The organism is Paraburkholderia sp. BR14320 (genome assembly GCF_040948665.1).
Taxonomy (GTDB): Bacteria; Pseudomonadota; Gammaproteobacteria; order Burkholderiales; family Burkholderiaceae; genus Paraburkholderia; species Paraburkholderia youngii.
Genome location: NZ_JBFPKG010000002.1, coordinates 142,836 through 159,569, shown reverse-complemented (window position 1 = coordinate 159,569; position 16,734 = coordinate 142,836). Strand labels below are relative to the sequence as shown.

Annotated in this window: 15 protein-coding genes; 2 read left to right on the top strand and 13 right to left on the bottom strand. The window is 60.8% G+C overall.

All coding sequences use genetic code 11. The features are described 5' to 3' along the window. Positions 1-21: 21 nt before the first annotated feature. The 11 genes from AB3X89_RS03380 to AB3X89_RS03330 form a co-directional block, all read right to left on the bottom strand. Positions 22-372, bottom strand: coding sequence for a copper-binding protein (locus AB3X89_RS03380; RefSeq protein WP_368581830.1), 351 nt, complete (start codon positions 370-372; stop codon positions 22-24). After that, positions 369-3,578 (bottom strand): efflux RND transporter permease subunit, encoded by a 3,210-nt coding sequence (locus AB3X89_RS03375; protein ID WP_368581829.1) that lies wholly within the window; start codon positions 3,576-3,578, stop codon positions 369-371. Before AB3X89_RS03375 ends, AB3X89_RS03380 begins: the two co-directional genes overlap by 4 nt. Beyond that, the gene (locus AB3X89_RS03370; RefSeq protein ID WP_368581828.1) at positions 3,575-5,134 is read right to left on the bottom strand and encodes an efflux RND transporter periplasmic adaptor subunit; all 1,560 of its coding nucleotides are present in this window, start codon (positions 5,132-5,134) and stop codon (positions 3,575-3,577) included. The genes AB3X89_RS03375 and AB3X89_RS03370 overlap by 4 nt, the downstream gene beginning before the upstream one ends. 11 nt (positions 5,135-5,145) lie before the next feature. Further along, complete coding sequence (locus AB3X89_RS03365; RefSeq protein WP_368581827.1) at positions 5,146-6,444, bottom strand: TolC family protein; 1,299 nt, start codon at positions 6,442-6,444, stop codon at positions 5,146-5,148. A 92-nt stretch (positions 6,445-6,536) separates the two neighbouring features. Further along, a complete protein-coding gene (locus AB3X89_RS03360; protein WP_368581826.1) occupies positions 6,537-6,896 on the bottom strand; it encodes a hypothetical protein in 360 nt (119 codons plus the stop codon). Positions 6,897-7,224: 328 nt separating this feature from the next. Continuing rightward, on the bottom strand, positions 7,225-9,126 hold the full coding sequence (gene ftsH / locus AB3X89_RS03355; protein ID WP_368581825.1) for an ATP-dependent zinc metalloprotease FtsH: 1,902 nt from the start codon (positions 9,124-9,126) through the stop codon (positions 7,225-7,227). Positions 9,127-9,140: 14 nt separating this feature from the next. Then, positions 9,141-9,815 (bottom strand): isoprenylcysteine carboxylmethyltransferase family protein, encoded by a 675-nt coding sequence (locus AB3X89_RS03350; RefSeq protein WP_368581824.1) that lies wholly within the window; start codon positions 9,813-9,815, stop codon positions 9,141-9,143. Between the two features lie 27 nt (positions 9,816-9,842). Next, positions 9,843-10,112, bottom strand: a complete 270-nt coding sequence (locus AB3X89_RS03345) for a DUF2933 domain-containing protein (RefSeq protein WP_368581823.1) — start codon at positions 10,110-10,112, stop codon at positions 9,843-9,845. Between the two features lie 151 nt (positions 10,113-10,263). Continuing rightward, entirely contained in the window at positions 10,264-10,761 is a 498-nt protein-coding gene (locus tag AB3X89_RS03340; protein WP_368581822.1) for a TPM domain-containing protein, read from the bottom strand. A 2-nt stretch (positions 10,762-10,763) separates the two neighbouring features. After that, complete coding sequence (locus AB3X89_RS03335; protein ID WP_368581821.1) at positions 10,764-11,624, bottom strand: YgcG family protein; 861 nt, start codon at positions 11,622-11,624, stop codon at positions 10,764-10,766. Beyond that, positions 11,621-12,250, bottom strand: coding sequence for a LemA family protein (locus AB3X89_RS03330; protein ID WP_368581820.1), 630 nt, complete (start codon positions 12,248-12,250; stop codon positions 11,621-11,623). Before AB3X89_RS03330 ends, AB3X89_RS03335 begins: the two co-directional genes overlap by 4 nt. 314 nt (positions 12,251-12,564) lie before the next feature. Between AB3X89_RS03330 and AB3X89_RS03325 the strand changes: the two genes are divergently transcribed. Continuing rightward, positions 12,565-12,843 (top strand): DUF5676 family membrane protein, encoded by a 279-nt coding sequence (locus tag AB3X89_RS03325; RefSeq protein ID WP_368581819.1) that lies wholly within the window; start codon positions 12,565-12,567, stop codon positions 12,841-12,843. Positions 12,844-13,328: 485 nt separating this feature from the next. Further along, positions 13,329-14,168: a polyphosphate kinase 2 gene (gene ppk2 / locus AB3X89_RS03320; protein ID WP_368581818.1), complete on the top strand. Its 840-nt coding sequence runs from the start codon at positions 13,329-13,331 to the stop codon at positions 14,166-14,168. Positions 14,169-14,270: 102 nt separating this feature from the next. Here the strand turns inward: ppk2 and AB3X89_RS03315 are convergent, their stop codons facing one another. Continuing rightward, on the bottom strand, positions 14,271-15,770 hold the full coding sequence (locus AB3X89_RS03315; RefSeq protein ID WP_368581817.1) for an aminotransferase class V-fold PLP-dependent enzyme: 1,500 nt from the start codon (positions 15,768-15,770) through the stop codon (positions 14,271-14,273). Between the two features lie 271 nt (positions 15,771-16,041). Beyond that, complete coding sequence (locus AB3X89_RS03310; RefSeq protein WP_368581816.1) at positions 16,042-16,506, bottom strand: hypothetical protein; 465 nt, start codon at positions 16,504-16,506, stop codon at positions 16,042-16,044. Positions 16,507-16,734: the final 228 nt, after the last annotated feature.

Sequence of the window (16,734 nt, the reverse complement as noted above, 5' to 3'; positions counted from 1 at the left end):
GGTTACCGTGTCAGCAGCGCATCACGACCGTTTATGCATCTTCACGATGGTCAGCGTACCGTTGACGTTTTCAACGCGCACCTTGACCTTGTCGCCTTCGTGAACCTGTTTAGCCATCGCCGCATCCTTTGCCTTGAACGCCATGGTCATCGGCGGCATGCCTACGTTTTCGAGTGCGCCATGTTTCAGCGTGACCATACCCGTGGCCGTGTCGACGTTCTTGACCTCGGCATCGGTCAGGGCCGAGTTCGCTGATGCCTTCGTTGCGGAAGGTTTCCCGGACATACTCATGCCGGCCATGTCGTCACCTGCGAATGCGGGTGCAGTCACAACGGCTGCGATAGCTGAAAATACAACAATCATCTTCTTCATTGAATTTCTCCAGTTTCGGTTGATGGCACTTTCGTGCCGGAAAGTACTGCATGAGAAAACCGCGTGTCCTGACTTCGCACAACGCGACGGCGCTGCAAGAGGAACCAGGCGGCGGGGATGACGAACATCGAGAGAATGGGCGCGGTGACCATTCCGCCCACCATCGGGGCGGCGATGCGCTGCATGACCTCTGAGCCAGCGCCATGGCCGACCATGATGGGAATAAGGCCGGCTAGTACGACAGCAACTGTCATCGCTTTCGGCCGCACGCGCAGCACGGCGCCTTCGCGAATCGCGTCGAGCAACGTAGCCTCGTCAAGAGGCTCACCGAGTTCGAGTCGCCGGTTCAGTGCACCTTTCAGGTACAGCAGCATCACAACGCCGAACTCAGCCGCAACACCGGCGAGCGCGATGAATCCCACGGATGTCGCGACCGATACCGCATGACCCAGTATCCAGATGAACCAGAATCCGCCGACCAGCGCGAACGGCACCGTCGACATCAGTAAGAGCGCATCGGCAGCCGAGTTGAACGTCAGGAACAGCAGCACAAAGATGACGACAAGCGTCACAGGAACGACGGTTCGCAGCTTTGCCTCCGCGCGCTCAAGGTACTCGAACTGGCCCGACCAGCTAATCGAGTACCCTGGCGGAAGCGTGACCTTTTCCGCCACGGCCTGCTGCATCGCTTTCACCGCTGACTGCAGGTCCACGTTCCGTATATCGACGTAGACATAGCCTGAAAGCCGTGCGTTTTCGCTGCGAATCGACGGCGGGCCGTCGGCAATCCCGATGTCGGCCACATCGCCGAGCTGGATTTGCGCACCCCGGTCCGTAACCACCGGCAACTGTCGCAGCTTCTCGAGCGAGTCGCGTACCTCGCGCGGATAACGGATGTTGATGGGAAAGCGCTCCCGCCCCGCAATCACTTCACCGACGTTTTCGCCCCCGACAGCCGACGATACGACCGACTGGATATCGCTGACGGAAAGGCCATAACGCGCGGCGGCCTGGCGGTTGATGTCGACGTCGATGTACCTGCCGCCATTCAGCCGCTCGGCGAGAGCTGACGTGACGCCTGGTACGTTCCTGACTGTGGCCTCGACCTGCGCAGCCACCTTGTCGATTTGCTTAAGGTCGGGCCCGGATATCTTCACGCCGACTGGTGACTTGATACCCGTCGACAGCATGTCCAGCCGGTTACGAATGGGCGGGACCCAAAGGTTCGAGAGCCCCGGCACCTTCACGGTCCGGTCGAGTTCGTCCATGAGCTTCTCCGGCGTCATGCCGGGGCGCCACTGGCTGCGGGGCTTGAACTGAATCGTGGTTTCGAACATCTCAAGGCCCGGCGCCGGGTCCGTGGCAGTCTCTGCACGACCCGACTTGCCGAACACCGTGGCCACCTCGGGTACCGTCTTGATGAGCCGGTCGGTCTGCTGCAGTAGTTCGGCCGCTTTCTCGGTCGAAATGCTGGGCAGCGCCGTCGGCATGTACAGCAGGTCCCCCTCGTCGAGCGGCGGCAGGAACTCGCCGCCTAATCGCGTCAGCGGAATGGCAGTGAGCACGAGCGCGACGACCGCTAGTCCGATGGTGAACCAGGGACGCCGCAGCGTGGCTTCGAGCAATGGGCGGTAGAGGCGCACCAGCACGCGATTGATGGGATTGGACGTTTCATGCGGGATGCGCCCGCGAATCAGGTATCCCATCAGCACGGGCACAAGCGTTACCGACAGACCTGCAGCAGCGGCAATCGTGTAAGTCTTCGTGAAGGCCAGTGGCGAGAAGAGCCTGCCCTCCTGTCCCTCCAGCGAGAACACAGGAATGAACGACAGTGTGATGATGAGCAGCGAGAAGAAGAGTGCCGGCCCCACCTCCGCCGCTGACGAGGCTATGAGCTCCCAGCGTTGAGCGGCCGTTATCTGCGTGTCCGGATGCTGATGCTTGAACGCCTCCAGGTGCTTGTGGGCGTTTTCAATCATCACGATGGCTGCATCAATCATTGCTCCGATAGCTATCGCAATCCCGCCCAGCGACATGATGTTCGCATTGACGCCCTGATAGCGCATCACGATGAAGGCAACGAGCACACCAAGCGGCAGCGACAGGACGGCCACGAATGCACTACGCAGATGGAACAGGAACACGGCACAGACAATCCCGACGACGATGAACTCCTCGATGAGCTTGTCCTTCAGGTTGTCTGCCGCTTTTTCAATGAGCTGTGAGCGGTCATAGGTGGTCACGACTTCGACGCCGGCCGGCAACGAACGCTTCAGGTCAGCGAGCTTTGACTTCACCGCCTCGATGGTCGTCAGCGCATTCTTGCCGGAACGCATGACGACGACACCGCCGGCCACTTCACCTTCACCGTTGAATTCGGCAATGCCCCGACGCGGCTCGGGCCCAATCTGTATGCGTGCGACGTCTCCGAGCAGCACTGGCGTGCCCGCATCATTGGTCCGAAGGACGACATTACGAAAATCATCCAGCGAATGCAGATAGCCTGACGAGCGAACCACGTATTCCGATTCGGCGAGTTCAAGGACCGAGCCACCGGACTCCTGGTTGGCCTTGCCGAGCGCGTCGGCGACCATCGTTTGCGTGATGCCATATGCGCGAAGCTTGTCCGGGTCCAGCACCACCTGGTACTGGCGCACCATCCCACCGACGCTCGCTACTTCCGACACGTCCGGGACAGCCTTGAGCTCGAACTTGAGGAACCAGTCGTTCAGTGCGCGCAACTGCCCGAGGTCGTGCTTTCCTGTCTTGTCGACCAGCGCGTATTCATACACCCAGCCCACTCCGGTTGCGTCGGGTCCGAGCGAAACGGTCGTTCCCTGGGGAAGGCGGCTTTGCACCTGGTTCAGGTATTCGAGCACCCGCGAGCGGGCCCAGTACGGGTCAGTCTTGTCGTCGAACAGCACGTAGACGAACGCATCACCGAATGATGAGTATGCGCGAATGGTTTTCGCGCCGGGGACACCCAGGAGGGTCGTCGTGAGCGGATAGGTCACCTGGTCCTCGATGACCTGCGGTGCCTTGCCCGGATACGACGCCTTGATGATGACCTGCGTATCAGACAGGTCGGGCAACGCATCAAGTGGCGTGTGCGTCACCGAGTACACACCCCACGCGGTGACGAGCACCGTCGCAAGCAGCACGAGGAACCGGTTATGGATGGACCAGCGGATGAGGCGCGCAATCATTTCGGGCCTCCTGCCGGTTCAACCTTCGTCACCTGGTAACCGTCATCCGACTGTTTAAAGACGAAGTGGACGGTCTGGCCAGGCTTCACGTCCGGGAATGCATCGGATGCCGGCTTGCTGAACGTCATCGTCATCGCGGGCCAGCCGAGCGCCGGCACGGGCTGATGCGAGAAAGTGATGTCCTTACCCGTGACGTGTTCGACCTTGCCCGTTGTCTCGTAGGTCGCGGCCGCACTCGCAGTCGCAGCTGCAGCGGGCGCGGACGCCGCTGCCTCAGGAGCTGCCCCTGCGCCCGTACTGCCTTCGAGCCGTGGCAGCACCGATTTCAGACTGGCTTCTGAATCGATAAGGAACTGGCCGGAGGCGACGACCGTCTCGCCATCGTTCAGGCCGCTGAGCGCCTCGGTTTCATTGCCGACATCGTTGCCGACCGTAACCGCCACGGGTTGCAGGCGGCCATCCGCGTTCTTCACGATGACCACCGAGCGCTTGCCCGTCGTGATGACGGCCTCTGAGGGCACCAGCAGCCGCGAAACCGACTTCTCGCCGCCGACGCGCACACGCATCAACATGCCGGGCGTAAGCTTCAGCGCAGCGTTGTCGATTTCAAGACGCGCCTGAAGCGTACGGCTCGTGGTGCTGATGCCCGGCAGGATTTCGCGAATCTTCCCGCTGAAGTGCTGCGTCGGGTCGCCGGAGAACGTGGCATCCACCGTCATGCCGGGCTGCACGCTTAGCGCGAGCGCTTCGGGAATTTCAACGATGAGCCACAGCTTCGAGAGACCGGCAACTTTGGCAAGCGTCTGACCGGGCGTAACCTGGGCCCCGTCTCGCACGTTGAGTTCGCTCACGACGCCGGTCTCGGGCGACGACAGAACAACGTGTGTCTGCACCTTTCCGGTCCGGTCGAGGCTGGAGATGAGGCCGTCCGGAATCGAGAGCGCACGCATGCGTGCACGCGACGCCTCCAGCAGGCCTATGTCCATCCGACCGCGCTTGAGCGACAGATACTCCTCCTGTGGCGCGAGCCAGTCGGGCACGAACAGGGACGCTATCGGCGCGCCCTTGCTTATGCGCTGCATCGGAGCGCTCGCGTATAGGTGGTCGATATAGCCTGTGACACGCGACTGCACTACGTCAGCCCGTGACTCATCGAACTGTGTAGTGCCTACCGCGTCGAATCCGTCCGAGGTGTCCTGCCGGTGCACGGTCGCATAGCGGATGCCGAGGTTTTGCTGCAAACCCGGGTCAATCTTGATGCCCGCCGCACCACCGCCTTCATCCGCGTAGACGGGCTCCAGCTGCATATCCATAAAGGGCGACTTGCCGGGCTTGTCGAAATGCTGCGCAGGCACCATCGGGTCGTGCCAGTAGAGCACTTTCTTGCCAGTTTTCGGGTCGACCTTGTCGCCCGTTGAAGCTGTCGCAGCACCATTCACGGCTACGCCCATTCCATTTGTCGCGGCGTGACGTGTGCCCACGAAGTAGCCTGCGCCAAGCAGGGCCGCGCTGGCGAATACCAGTAGCACCGCGCGGACCAGTGGTTTATTCATCATCGTTCTCTCCTTCACTGGCCAGCAGCCATCGTCGATGGCACAACCTGGTACTCGAGTTGCGCCCAGGTCTGGGAAACATCGCGTTTGAGGTCGAGCACCTGAAGCTGTGCGTCGAGCTGCGCACGGCGCGCGGCGAACGTATCGGCAAGCGAGCCTGTCCCTGACCGGTAGGCGGCATTCGCAAGCTGCACACGCTCGTCGGCCGCAGGCAACAGCGACTGACTGAGATTTGCGATGCGTTCGCGGCCGCTGGCGAGATTGGCTGACTGGGCCTGGATGTCCGCTTCAACCTGACGTTGCGTATCCTCGTACAGCAGGCGCGCCTTGGTGGCGAGTTCCGCCTTCTCGGCGGCATCCCTGTTCTGACGATTCTTGCGGTTGATGGGCAGCGGGATGCTCACGCCAACCGACACCATGTTCGAGTACGCACCACCGCGTTGCTGGTACGCAACTTCCCACGTCCAGTTGGGACTGCGCTCGCTGTTCGCGACCGCCGTGTCGGCGTCGGCGACAGCGATGTCGTCGGCTGCGGCTACCAGCGTGGGCTGGACCTGCTTCAGTTCCTCGGGAGGCAGCGACGACACGAACGACGCCGGCGCGGGCGGTTCACCCGTGACGTCGGAAACGGGCGTCGCGGTCCAGCGCGAAAGCGCGATGAGGGCAGTCTTGTACGTTTGCTCGGCCTTAAGCACCTGGTCCTGCGTCTGCGCGAGCATCGCCTGACCCTGCACGACATCTGCGGCCGTCGCCTTTGCGCCCCGGTACGAGGCTTTCGTCGCGGCGAGTTCGTGGTTCATGTGGTCCAACAGTTCCTGCTGCAGCGACGCGGCTTTCTTTGCATAGATGGCGTTCAGCCATGCACCTGCCGTCTGCTGCCGGACGTTGGCGAGTTGCAGCAGATAGCCATCGTGTTCACGACCGACCATCTGGTTGGCCAATGTCGAGCGCAGTTGTCGCTTCTCACCCGAGACCCACTCCTGTTCGATGCCGATGCGGCGCATCGTCATGAAGTCCTGGCCGATGGTGAATTTCTGTGGCCCGGTGACCGGCAGGTTGTCGAGACCAGCTTTGAGCGTCGGGTCGGGTAACTGGCCGGCCTTGACAGCGGCTTCCGAACTGGCGCGTTCCGATGCCTGCGCCGCCTGCATCGCAGCCGAGCGGTCGGTCGCGGACTGCAAAGCGGCTTCAAGCGTGAAGGACGCGTTCTGGGCGTGCACGGCGGCACTCGCGAGTATCAGCGCGGCGAAGGACAAGCGCGCGCGAAGTGGTGCACGCCAGCGCAGTGGCGTACCGATAGGTTTTGGTTGCATGTTCTAACCCCAACGGCGGAGACCCAAAGGGAATCCACGTCCTGGACGCAGGACGACCTCACCGCAAATGCGGCGAACCTGTCAGTAAGGGATTAGATAGCTCGAGGAGGTCGCCACAGGCCGCCCGCTTCACGGACGGTGAGCGACTGTGCATAGTGGAAGACAACGCGACTTCCCACGGACGTGGGATGGCTGACGGTCGCGGTTACCGCAGGATAGTACAGACTGCCGAACTGGCACTGTGCCGTTACCTTGCAGAAACCACCTTTTGCCTTGTCGGTCGAGGCCGATTTCATTGAGTCGCAGCCGGGCATGGCGACAGACATACCGTCGTCCATCGACATAGTTTGCTGCATCGGACATTCCCCGGCCATGCCGCTGGCTGCCAGCCCACTGATGGGTAGCATCGCGCAAAGCAGCAGGATGAAGAGGGTCCGGAACAGTTGTTTCATTCGTCGCTAGTGTAGCGCCAGCATCCTACCAGTTTTGCGAAAGTTTACAGTTGCAGTGCGTTCGTCTGTATCCGCAGCGAACCGGCTTCATGGTTTGATACAGCGGGTTGGCATTGACGCCTTACCGAGCAATGCGCCGACCAGTGTGCATGGTCGGCGGAACTGCCCCGATGGTACTAATGAGCAACTCGCAGTCCCTACATGCTCAGACGGGACAAGCAAGATAAATAGGTGCTGGCCCGCATTGCCCTGACCAGCGGCGACTGCCGTTGCCACCAATGCCATCAGGAAGATGAGCGCTTTCATCTGATTGCCCCCTGTCCCGTCGTCATCCAGCGGTTGCCCCGCTACTGGCTTCGACAGCGTCAGACGCGCCGAATTGAAGTGCTGCCACGACTGCGCCTTTGCCGCCTAGCCTTCCCGCCAGCGCCTGAAGATCGTCGCCGGACAGGGTCTCTTTCGAGAGCAGATCCTTTGCCGCCTCGTCGAGCAATGCACGGTTCGCCTGCAGGATGGACGAGGCTCGCTGGAAAGCGGTGTCGATCAGCTCGCGCACTGCCATATCAATGGCCGTTGCCGTCTGTTCGCCATACTGGCGAGGACGCCACTGCGCGTCGGTGGAAATGCCGAGCGCTGAACTGGTCTCCGGCTCGTAGGTAACTTGCCCGAGCGTGGGATCCATGCCGAAACGCACCACCATGCTTCGCGCGATGCCTGTCGCTTTGGCGAGATCGTCGGCGGCCCCCGTTGATACTTCCGCGAAGACCAGCCGTTCCGCCGCCCGACCGCCAAGCAGCACAGTCATGCGGTTCATCAGTTCGCCCCGGTCCATCAGGAAGCGATCCTCGATCGGGCGTTGCATTGTGTAGCCAAGGGCGGCAATGCCCCGCGGGATGATCGATATTTTCTGGACCGGATCAACACCGGGTAATGCCATCGCGACCAGCGCGTGTCCCATCTCATGGTGCGCCACAACCTCACGTTCGTGCGGGATCAGCAGCCGGTTGCGCTTCTCGAGGCCGGCTACGATCCGCTCGATGGCCTGCGTGAAGTCCTCCAGCGATACGCTGTTGGCGTTGCGACGGGTCGCCAGGATCGCCGCCTCGTTGACCAGGTTGGCCAGATCGGCGCCTGAGAAGCCGGGCGTGAGTGCGGCGATATCTGCGACCGGCACGCCGGACGCTAGCTTGATCTTCTTCAGGTGGACTTCGAGGATTTCAGAACGCCCCTTCTTGTCCGGCCTGTCGACGAGCACCTGCCGGTCAAACCGGCCTGCCCGCAGCAGTGCGGGGTCGAGAATCTCGGGCCGGTTGGTCGCCGCGAGCAGCACGACGCCGACGGAGGGATCAAAGCCGTCGAGTTCGGCAAGCAACTGGTTCAGCGTCTGTTCCTTCTCATCGTGACCGCCGCCGCCCGGAAACATGGTTCCCCGTGCGCGGCCAAGAGAGTCCAATTCGTCGATAAATACGATGGCCGGCGCATGTTTGTGTGCCTGCTCGAACAGATCACGCACGCGCGCGGCTCCTACACCAACGAACATCTCGACAAACTCGGAGCCGGAAATCGAAAAGAATGCCACGCCCGCTTCACCCGCCACCGCGCGCGCCAGCAGCGTCTTCCCGGTGCCCGGGGGACCGACCAGCAGCACGCCTTTAGGCACGCGCGCGCCCAGCCGGCCATAGCTGCGGGGATCCTTGAGAAACGACACGACCTCCCTGAGCTCCTCCTTCGCCTCGTCCACCCCAGCGACGTCCGCGAAGGTTACGCTGGTGTCCTTCTCGACGTAGATCTTTGCCTTGCTCTTGCCGATCGACATCATGCCGTCCGCGCCGGAACCCATCGACATGGGGCGGATCAGGAACATCCACACAAGCACAAAGCCAATGGTGGGCATCAGCCACCCGAGTACGGTCGGCCAGATGCCCGGCTCCGGCTCACCGGAGAACGTCAGCTTCTCGCTGGATAACGACTGCGCGAGCGCGGGATCGACCCGCAGCGTCGAAAAGTGTGGCGGTGTGCCCTTGGGCGCGTCCTTGTAGCTCCCCGTGATCCGGGTCGGGCCAACAACGAGGTCTGTCACCTTGCCCTGGCTCACGAGCTGCTGGAACTCGCTGTACGGGATCGTCCGGATGTGATCGGGTTGAGATATCAGGCTCTGGATTACCAGCACCCCGATCATCGCCGCGAGAACATAGAGGAGATTGATCTGGTGCTCGCGTTTGAATTCCATGATCCGGCTCCTTTTCAGTTCCTCCCGGCCGGACCACGTGTGGGGCCGCCGTGATGCGCGCCGAAGCGGGGTATGAAAGCCGGCACCTCGTCCATATAGTGACGGTAAGCGTCACCAAACTCGGCGATGGATTCCCGTTCCTCCGCACGCGCGAGCCGCGTGTACATGAATACGAGCACAGGAAACATGGCGAGCGTGAGCAGCGTCGGCCATTGCAGCAGGAAGCCGAACATGACCAGCACGAAGCCTACATATTGCGGGTGGCGCATCCAGGCATAGATACCTGTCGTGGCGATGACATGAGTGCGTTGCGCGCGGTACAGCACTTGCCAGCCGGTTGCAATGAGCCAGAAGCCGCCACCGATGAATACAAAGCTCAACAGATGAAACGGGCCAAAGTGCGGGTTGGCTCGCCAGCCGATCATCTCTTCGAGCAGGTGCCCCGCGTCGTGGGAGAACCAGTCGACCTGCGGATAGCGCGTTTGCAACCAGCCTGACAGCAAGTAAATCGTCAGCGGAAATCCATACATCTCTGTAAAGAGCGCCACGATAAAAGCCGAAAACGCGCCGAGCGAACGCCAGTCTCGTTTGGTCTTCGGCTTGAAGAAGGTAAAGGCAAAGAAGATGAAAAAGGCCGAGTTGACGATAACCAGCAACCACAGGCCGTAGGCGGGGGGATTGTCGTGCATGTGGGACTCCAGAGGCGAACGCTGTCATCAATGATGATGGGTACCGGTATTCCGGTTCTGTTCTGCTTCGTCTTTGTCGATGCCCTCACCCGAATCTCCATGTTCATGCCCGTGATGCATGAACAGGTGCATCAGGGGACAGGCGAGGATAAGCAGAAAGGGGAACCAGCCCCAAAGATGCGCTCGATGTTCCGTCACCAGATAAAAGCCGCCGATTGCGATGAACGCGATCAGAACGATGTTCGCGCGCGGCAACCCGAAGCCGCTCGCCTTGTGATCGTGATTGTCATGTTCCATTCTCGTCTCCACCGGTAGTGGGATGTCAGTGCCTCCGGTTTCGTCCATCGCAGGTTACGCGCGCGCGAAACGCCACTGTTGATCCATGTCAAGCACCATGAATCCGGTGCCACAGCGCGTACAGACGGCCCGGACCGCCACGTGCATCGGGCTACAGGATCACCGGCGCGTCAGGCAGTTCGTCGCGGTTGGGTCCAATGACCGGATAGTGTTTCGTCAGGTGTTGAGCCACTGCCTGTATCCCTTTCACCGCGCCGTCGCGATAGGCGCCGTGGCGAAACGCAGCCTCCATCGCGATGCAGATCGCCCGCCACCCGGGTTCCCCGACCTTTTCGTGGACGCCCCGGTCCGCAACTATTTCGACAGCGTGATCGGCGAGCAGCACGTAGATAAGCACGCCGTTGTTGTGCCCTGTATCCCAGACCCGCAATTGCGAGAACACTTCGATCGCGCGTTCGCGTGCGGACTCCCCGCGCAAGAGCGCTGCGCTGTGAAGTGCGCCTTCAACGGCAAAGCAGACTGCGCCGGCGTGACCGGCATCGCAGGCCTTGATAGCCTGCCCGATTGCTGCGCGAGCGTCGGGCGGAAACGCACGCCCAACCATCCAGTGGGTCGTAACGAGGTGCCTGACGATTCGCCTGATGTCCATGCTCACCACCTGCCCGATGCGCCGCCGCCACCGAAGCTGCCACCGCCACCGCCAAACCCTCCGCGCCCGCCTCTTCCGAAGCCGTCGCGATGTCGGCCGATGCCATACGTCCCGACATATGCGCCCATGCCCGTGCCAAAGAGCGTGAACAGGAATGCGATCACGCCTGCGGCCACGACTACGGCAATCCCCGTGGCCAGCAGCCATGCGATCAGTGCCGCCCCGCCACCCGCGATCACCGAGCCAGGCAATCTGCCGAAGGCAGAACGCAGTACACCCGCAAGCGCGACTGCGAGCATGAAAATCACCGGGGCGAGCTTCCAGACGTCCGGAGAGCCACCGCGTGCACGGGTCTGCGGGGGCGGCAACGGTTCACCGTCGGCGACCCGGATCATCTGGTCGACGCCCGCCGCAATACCGTCATAGAAATTGCCTTGCTTGAATCGCGGCACGATGATTTCGCGGATGATCCGGTTGCTGATGGCATCGTTGAGCGCGCCCTCCAGGCCGTAGCCGACCTCGATACGTAATGCACGGTCGTCCTTCGCCACGATGAGAAGCGCCCCGTCGTCCACTTGCTTGCGTCCGAGTTTCCATTGCTCAACGACCTTCAGCGAGTACTGCTCAATCGTCTCTTCGCCGGTCGTCGGAACAATCAGCACTGCGATCTGGGTGCCTTTTCTGTTCTCGAAAGCCCGCAGCGTCTGCTCCAGCTCGCCCACCTGCCCAGCCGTGAGCGTGCCGGTCTGGTCCGTCACACGCGCCGTCAAAGGCGGAACCGCGACCTCAGCCCCTGCCTGCGACGTTACGCATAGCGCGAACGCTGCAACCAGCGCCCATGAGACTTTCTCCAGCACGTTCAATTGGTGGCTCCCGCAGCCGCCGGACGCCCCTCTTGCGTTGTGCCGAACTCGACGCGTGGAGGTCTGGCGATTTCCGCTTCGTTGGCGACGGCGAAATTCGGTTTCTCCTTATACCCAAACGCCATGGCGATGAGGTCAGCCGGAAACGAGCGAACGGTTGTGTTGTATTCCTGGACAGCCTTGATGTACCGGTTCCGCGCGACGGCAATGCGGTTTTCGGTACCTTCGAGTTGCGCCTGCAGATCCCTGAAGTTGGCGTCGGACTTCAGCTGAGGATAATTTTCGGAGACAACCAGAAGGCGCGAAAGCGAGGTGGTCAACTGCGCCTGTGCGGCCTGAAACTTCGCGAACTCTTCCGGATTGTCGAGCACCTCCGGAGTCACCTGTATCGCGCCCACCCGCGCGCGCGCCTCGGTGACGCGAGTCAGTACGTCCCGCTCCTGCTGGGCGTAGCCTTTCACCGTGTTGACCAAGTTCGGCACGAGATCCGCACGGCGCTGGTACTGGTTGACGACTTCCGACCAGCTTGCCTTGATCTGTTCATCCTCCGACTGGATGCGGTTATAGCCACAGCCAGAAAGGGTCAGCAGCACCAGCATTGTCAAGATGAACCCGATATTTCGCATTTTGTACCGTCCCTGTCGCGCAAATGCGGACTACCAACACTGCCCTGGGCGCCCGTGTCCTGCTGATCACGCCACGCTGCCCGGGCTGCATATCAGGCGATGCACGATTGCCATGGCCATACTCTCGATGCTGCAAGCAGCAGCACCAGCATCACTTGACGTAGCTCAAAGAAGTGTCCTGGAGACCGGCGATTTCGTCTGCATGGCCGATTGATCTCGATCAATCCATGCCCGCGCTGCGGCGCTACGATGTGGGTGTAATAAGGCGATCTGCGCACGAAATTGATGCGCCGCGGACTGTGCTGGAGCCGATCATGAACATGAAGCCATACTGGAAATTGGGGGTTGCCTTTGCGTTGACCCTCGCGACCGGCTACACGGTCTGCGCCGCGCTATATGCGACGTGGCCCACGCTCGGTATTGACTTCCTGAATGCACTGTTTCACGGCCTCGACTTCCGCAAGCTCGATACCGGCGTGCCTTTCTCACTGAGTATGTTTGTCTACCCGTTTGTCGTGTTCGTGGTGTGGGGATTTGCCGTGGGGACGCTTTTCGCCTGGGTTTGCAACGTGTTATATCGTGGAGAAGCATGATGGCATGGCTAACACAAAACTGGTTGTGGATCGTGCTCGCACTCGGCGTCCTCGTTCTGATGCGACGCGGCGGCATGAGTTGCGGCATGGGCGGACATCGTCGAGAACCTCACGAGCATCCTTCCCAGGAAGCCGGCTCTCCACGCGACCCGGTTAACGGACACTAGGTCGACCGCACTCACGCGCTTACCTCGATATTCGATGGGCGCACGTACTATTTCGAGTCGGAAGAATCACGGGCGGAGTTCAACAGCGATCCGCAGAGGTTTGCCGGCGGCGGCATGCATCGACACCATCACGGATGTTGATGTCGTGTATGAAGACAGCTCGTCACCGCCGTCCCACAGTTGGCAAATGACCGGCACCCGACATGAGGTTCCTGTGCGCGCGGCAATCCCGCGAAAGCCCACGGGCGCATGCAACATGGATGGACCAGGGACACGCCGGCTTGAGACGCCTGCATCTCGCGACTGGAGTGTGTCTTCATGAACAGCAAGCAAGTGCATGCGACTGCATCGGCCCGTCGGTTTGACTCCGACGACGATAATTCGCCTCACGCGCGAGAGAGCATCCCGCACGACGAATACGAACTGCAGTTGCACCTCTTGCAGGTGGAACTTGTGAAGCTGCAGCGCCACTTCATCGGCTGTCGCGACAAGATTCTCGTTCTGCTCGAGGGCCGGGACGCAGCCGGAAAGGACGGGGCAATCAAGCGTGTCGTCGAACACCTGAGTCCACGCGAGACCCGCGTCGTGGCACTTGGCCGTCCCTCGGATCGAGATCTCGGCGCATGGTACTTCCAGCGCTACGTGCCGCATCTACCCGTCGCCGAGGAGCTCGTACTCTTCAACCGGAGCTGGTACAACCGGGCCGGCGTGGAGCATGTAATGGGCTTCTGTACCCCTGAACAACATGAGGAATTTTTGCGGTCGGTTCCGCAGTTTGAGGCCATGCTGGTCGAATCGGGGATCAGGTTACTCAAGTACTACCTGGATATCACAAGGCGCGAGCAGTCGAGACGCCTCGAGGCACGTAGACACGACCCGCTCAAACAATGGAAGATCAGTCCGATCGACGAGGTCGCCATAAAACACTGGAAGGCCTATTCCAAAGCCCGCAACGCGATGTTATTGCGCACTCATACACCTCTTGCGCCATGGCACATTGTCCATGCCGATGACAAGAAGCGGGCACGTCTGAATCTGATTCGCCACATACTGTCCAGACTTGACTACTGCGACAAGGATGAAAATCTGGCGCGGCCGGATCCGACTGTGGTCTTCGAGTTCAACCCGGAATCCATCGACGATGTGCTAGCCAGGTAGCTGGTCGCTCAAGGTAGTGGAGCGCTTGCCAGTCGGGCACACCGTCAGGCTGGTTTTAAGCGCATTGCGCACATGCGGAGCCTTCGTCGCATCGGGAAATCACTAGGCCATCTTCCTCGACAGATCCCACATTGCGTCGACGAGCCGATCGACATCGGCGGCGTTGTGCCACAAATGCGTGGAGATACGCATAGGCCAATGTTCGGAAGTCGAGTTGATGACCGGGACATCGACGCTCCGGATCACGAATCCCGGCGCATAGTCGCTGAGCATCCTTGCCACGAATTGTTCGCTCTTTGTGCGGTGTGTGATGTCGGCGGCGTTGACAAACGGATTGAACGATGTGAGCGCTGAAAGCAGCTTGGGATCGTCCTTCGGCGAATACAAACGATCAACGCCCCAGCGTTCCGCGACCTTGTCTTTCAGATAGGAGGCCAGGGACACAATGTAGGTTTCGATCTTGGCGCGCCCGATCCGATCCCAGATTTCGCAAGACTTCGCAAGGGCCTTAAAGAGAGGCACATGCATGCTGCCGCAGCTCTGGATGACCGATGCGATATCGTAAGTCTCCACCGGTCCGGTCGCCCGAACGCCCCACTTTGCCCCGGGCGGCTGGGATGGTGGATACCTGCTGGTCAGGATCGGCCAGTACGTCGGCAAGGGAGTCGGATTCGAAGTGCGAATCTTGTTCCGAACAATCAGGATGCCCGTCGAGCCCGGTCCACATTGCCACTTGTGGCCCGCACCGGACATGAAATCCATGCCGAGATCGGCGTAGTTGTACGCCATCATCCCGGGCAGGTGTGCACCGTCCACGATCGAGATCAAGCCGTGCTCCCTGGCTACGGTCATCAGATCAGCGACGGGGAGCATCGTGCCCGTCTTATACGTCGGTGCTGACCACATCATTGCGCGCACTCTCTTTCCCTGCCGTTTCAACTGACGGACGCGATCGTCGAACAGTGCGACATAGTCTGAAGCCTTCTGATTGTTGCCCACCGGCAAAGCGACGCGCGCCACCTGGATGCCGTAGCGATCAGCGGCGATCTGTAGTGGAGTGTTACCCCCGGCGTGTTCATGGTTCGTTGTAACGACTACGTCTCTCTCGTTCCATGCTATGCCGAGGATGGCCACGCACAGCCCTGCGGACGTGTTGTAGGAGAGCACTATTTCATCCGGGTCGACGCCGAAGCCGGTTGCGATCTGCTTTCGCTGGTCGAGGAAATTGCTATACCCACTTTTGGACTCGCGGGCATAGGCCCTGTTTTCAGCGTCGAACGATTTCAGCACTTCCCGCGGCATGGAGCCGGCTGTACCGACGTTCATAAAGGTTCTGGACCGATCTAACGCAAACATGTTATGGACCTGGGCCCAAAACGCGTCATCCGCCAACAATCGGGCGCGAAGCTGGCCTGGCGCATCGGTCGCGCGCGCTATGTCTTGAGCGCTAGCTGCGAACGGCCCCAGCACTGTTAAGCCGGTGCTCACACCGAGGACGCGCAAAAAGTCCCGGCGTTGGTGGCACCAGCCGGCCGTGTTGAAGGCAGCCGCTGTTGCCGACTCTTCGGTAGGCAAGACCGAATTGGTGCTGCGGGAAAGCATAGTCATCTCCTGTCGGGCATCGTTAGTCAAGCCAGCCGGTCGATTCGCAAACGTCCTGTGCAGCATCTTCCGCTCGCCTTGCGGAAGTTTGCAGCCGTCTATCTGCTCTCCCCTGGCGTGCGCTACTCGGTGCTGCTCGATGTGGATGGCGGCGCAATTGTGATGAGTTCCGTCTGGCCGTGCGGCGGGACGTCGTAGCAAGTGAGGAACCGCAAAATGAAATCCTTTACTGCGGTTCAGCCGGACGAGAAGACGAGACGCATCACACAAATCAACGGACGTCGGTGCCCTTCCGGTAGCACGCGCAGACGAGCGCGACACCCCATATTGCAGTGAGGACCAGAAGGGCCTGCTTGGAATCCGAGTCAATGATGAGATTGACAACGCTCATCATGCCGACCGAGAGAGCGCCGGCCACCGCCGCCACGACAATTGCGTATCGCTTTCTGTCGGCGAAAGCACCCATAGCAAGGTGTACGAAGAGAACGCCCGTGGCGGCAATGTATCCACCAAGAACCGTGAAGACCCATCGGAGCCACAGCATAAGCCGGGGCACGTCAGCCTGCAGCTGGGCAGTCGACACAGCCAAATAACGCACGTCTTCAGGCAGCAAGGGAGGGCGCGCAAAAATGAAATAGATGCCTACAAGCACCATTGCGACGCCCACGGCCGCGAGCAGCCACGCATGCAGAAGGAACTGACTTCGGATTCGCCGGCCAGACTTGGGAGTTAGCATTCTCCTTCTCCTCGCGACGCCTGCGACCGTCGCGCAAAAGCATTTGTCTGCCCCCCGGAAGCACACATTACGCCTGCGTACGGGCCGTCCCAAGTTGGCCGCCGCAGAATCGGGCCGTGCCATTCGGTCCCGGATCACAACAGCACCGTCACGCCCGGCAGATCATCTAACGCCGGCTCGATTATCGGATTGTCTTTGTTATAGATGCGCGCCGCCACCCCAATCTCT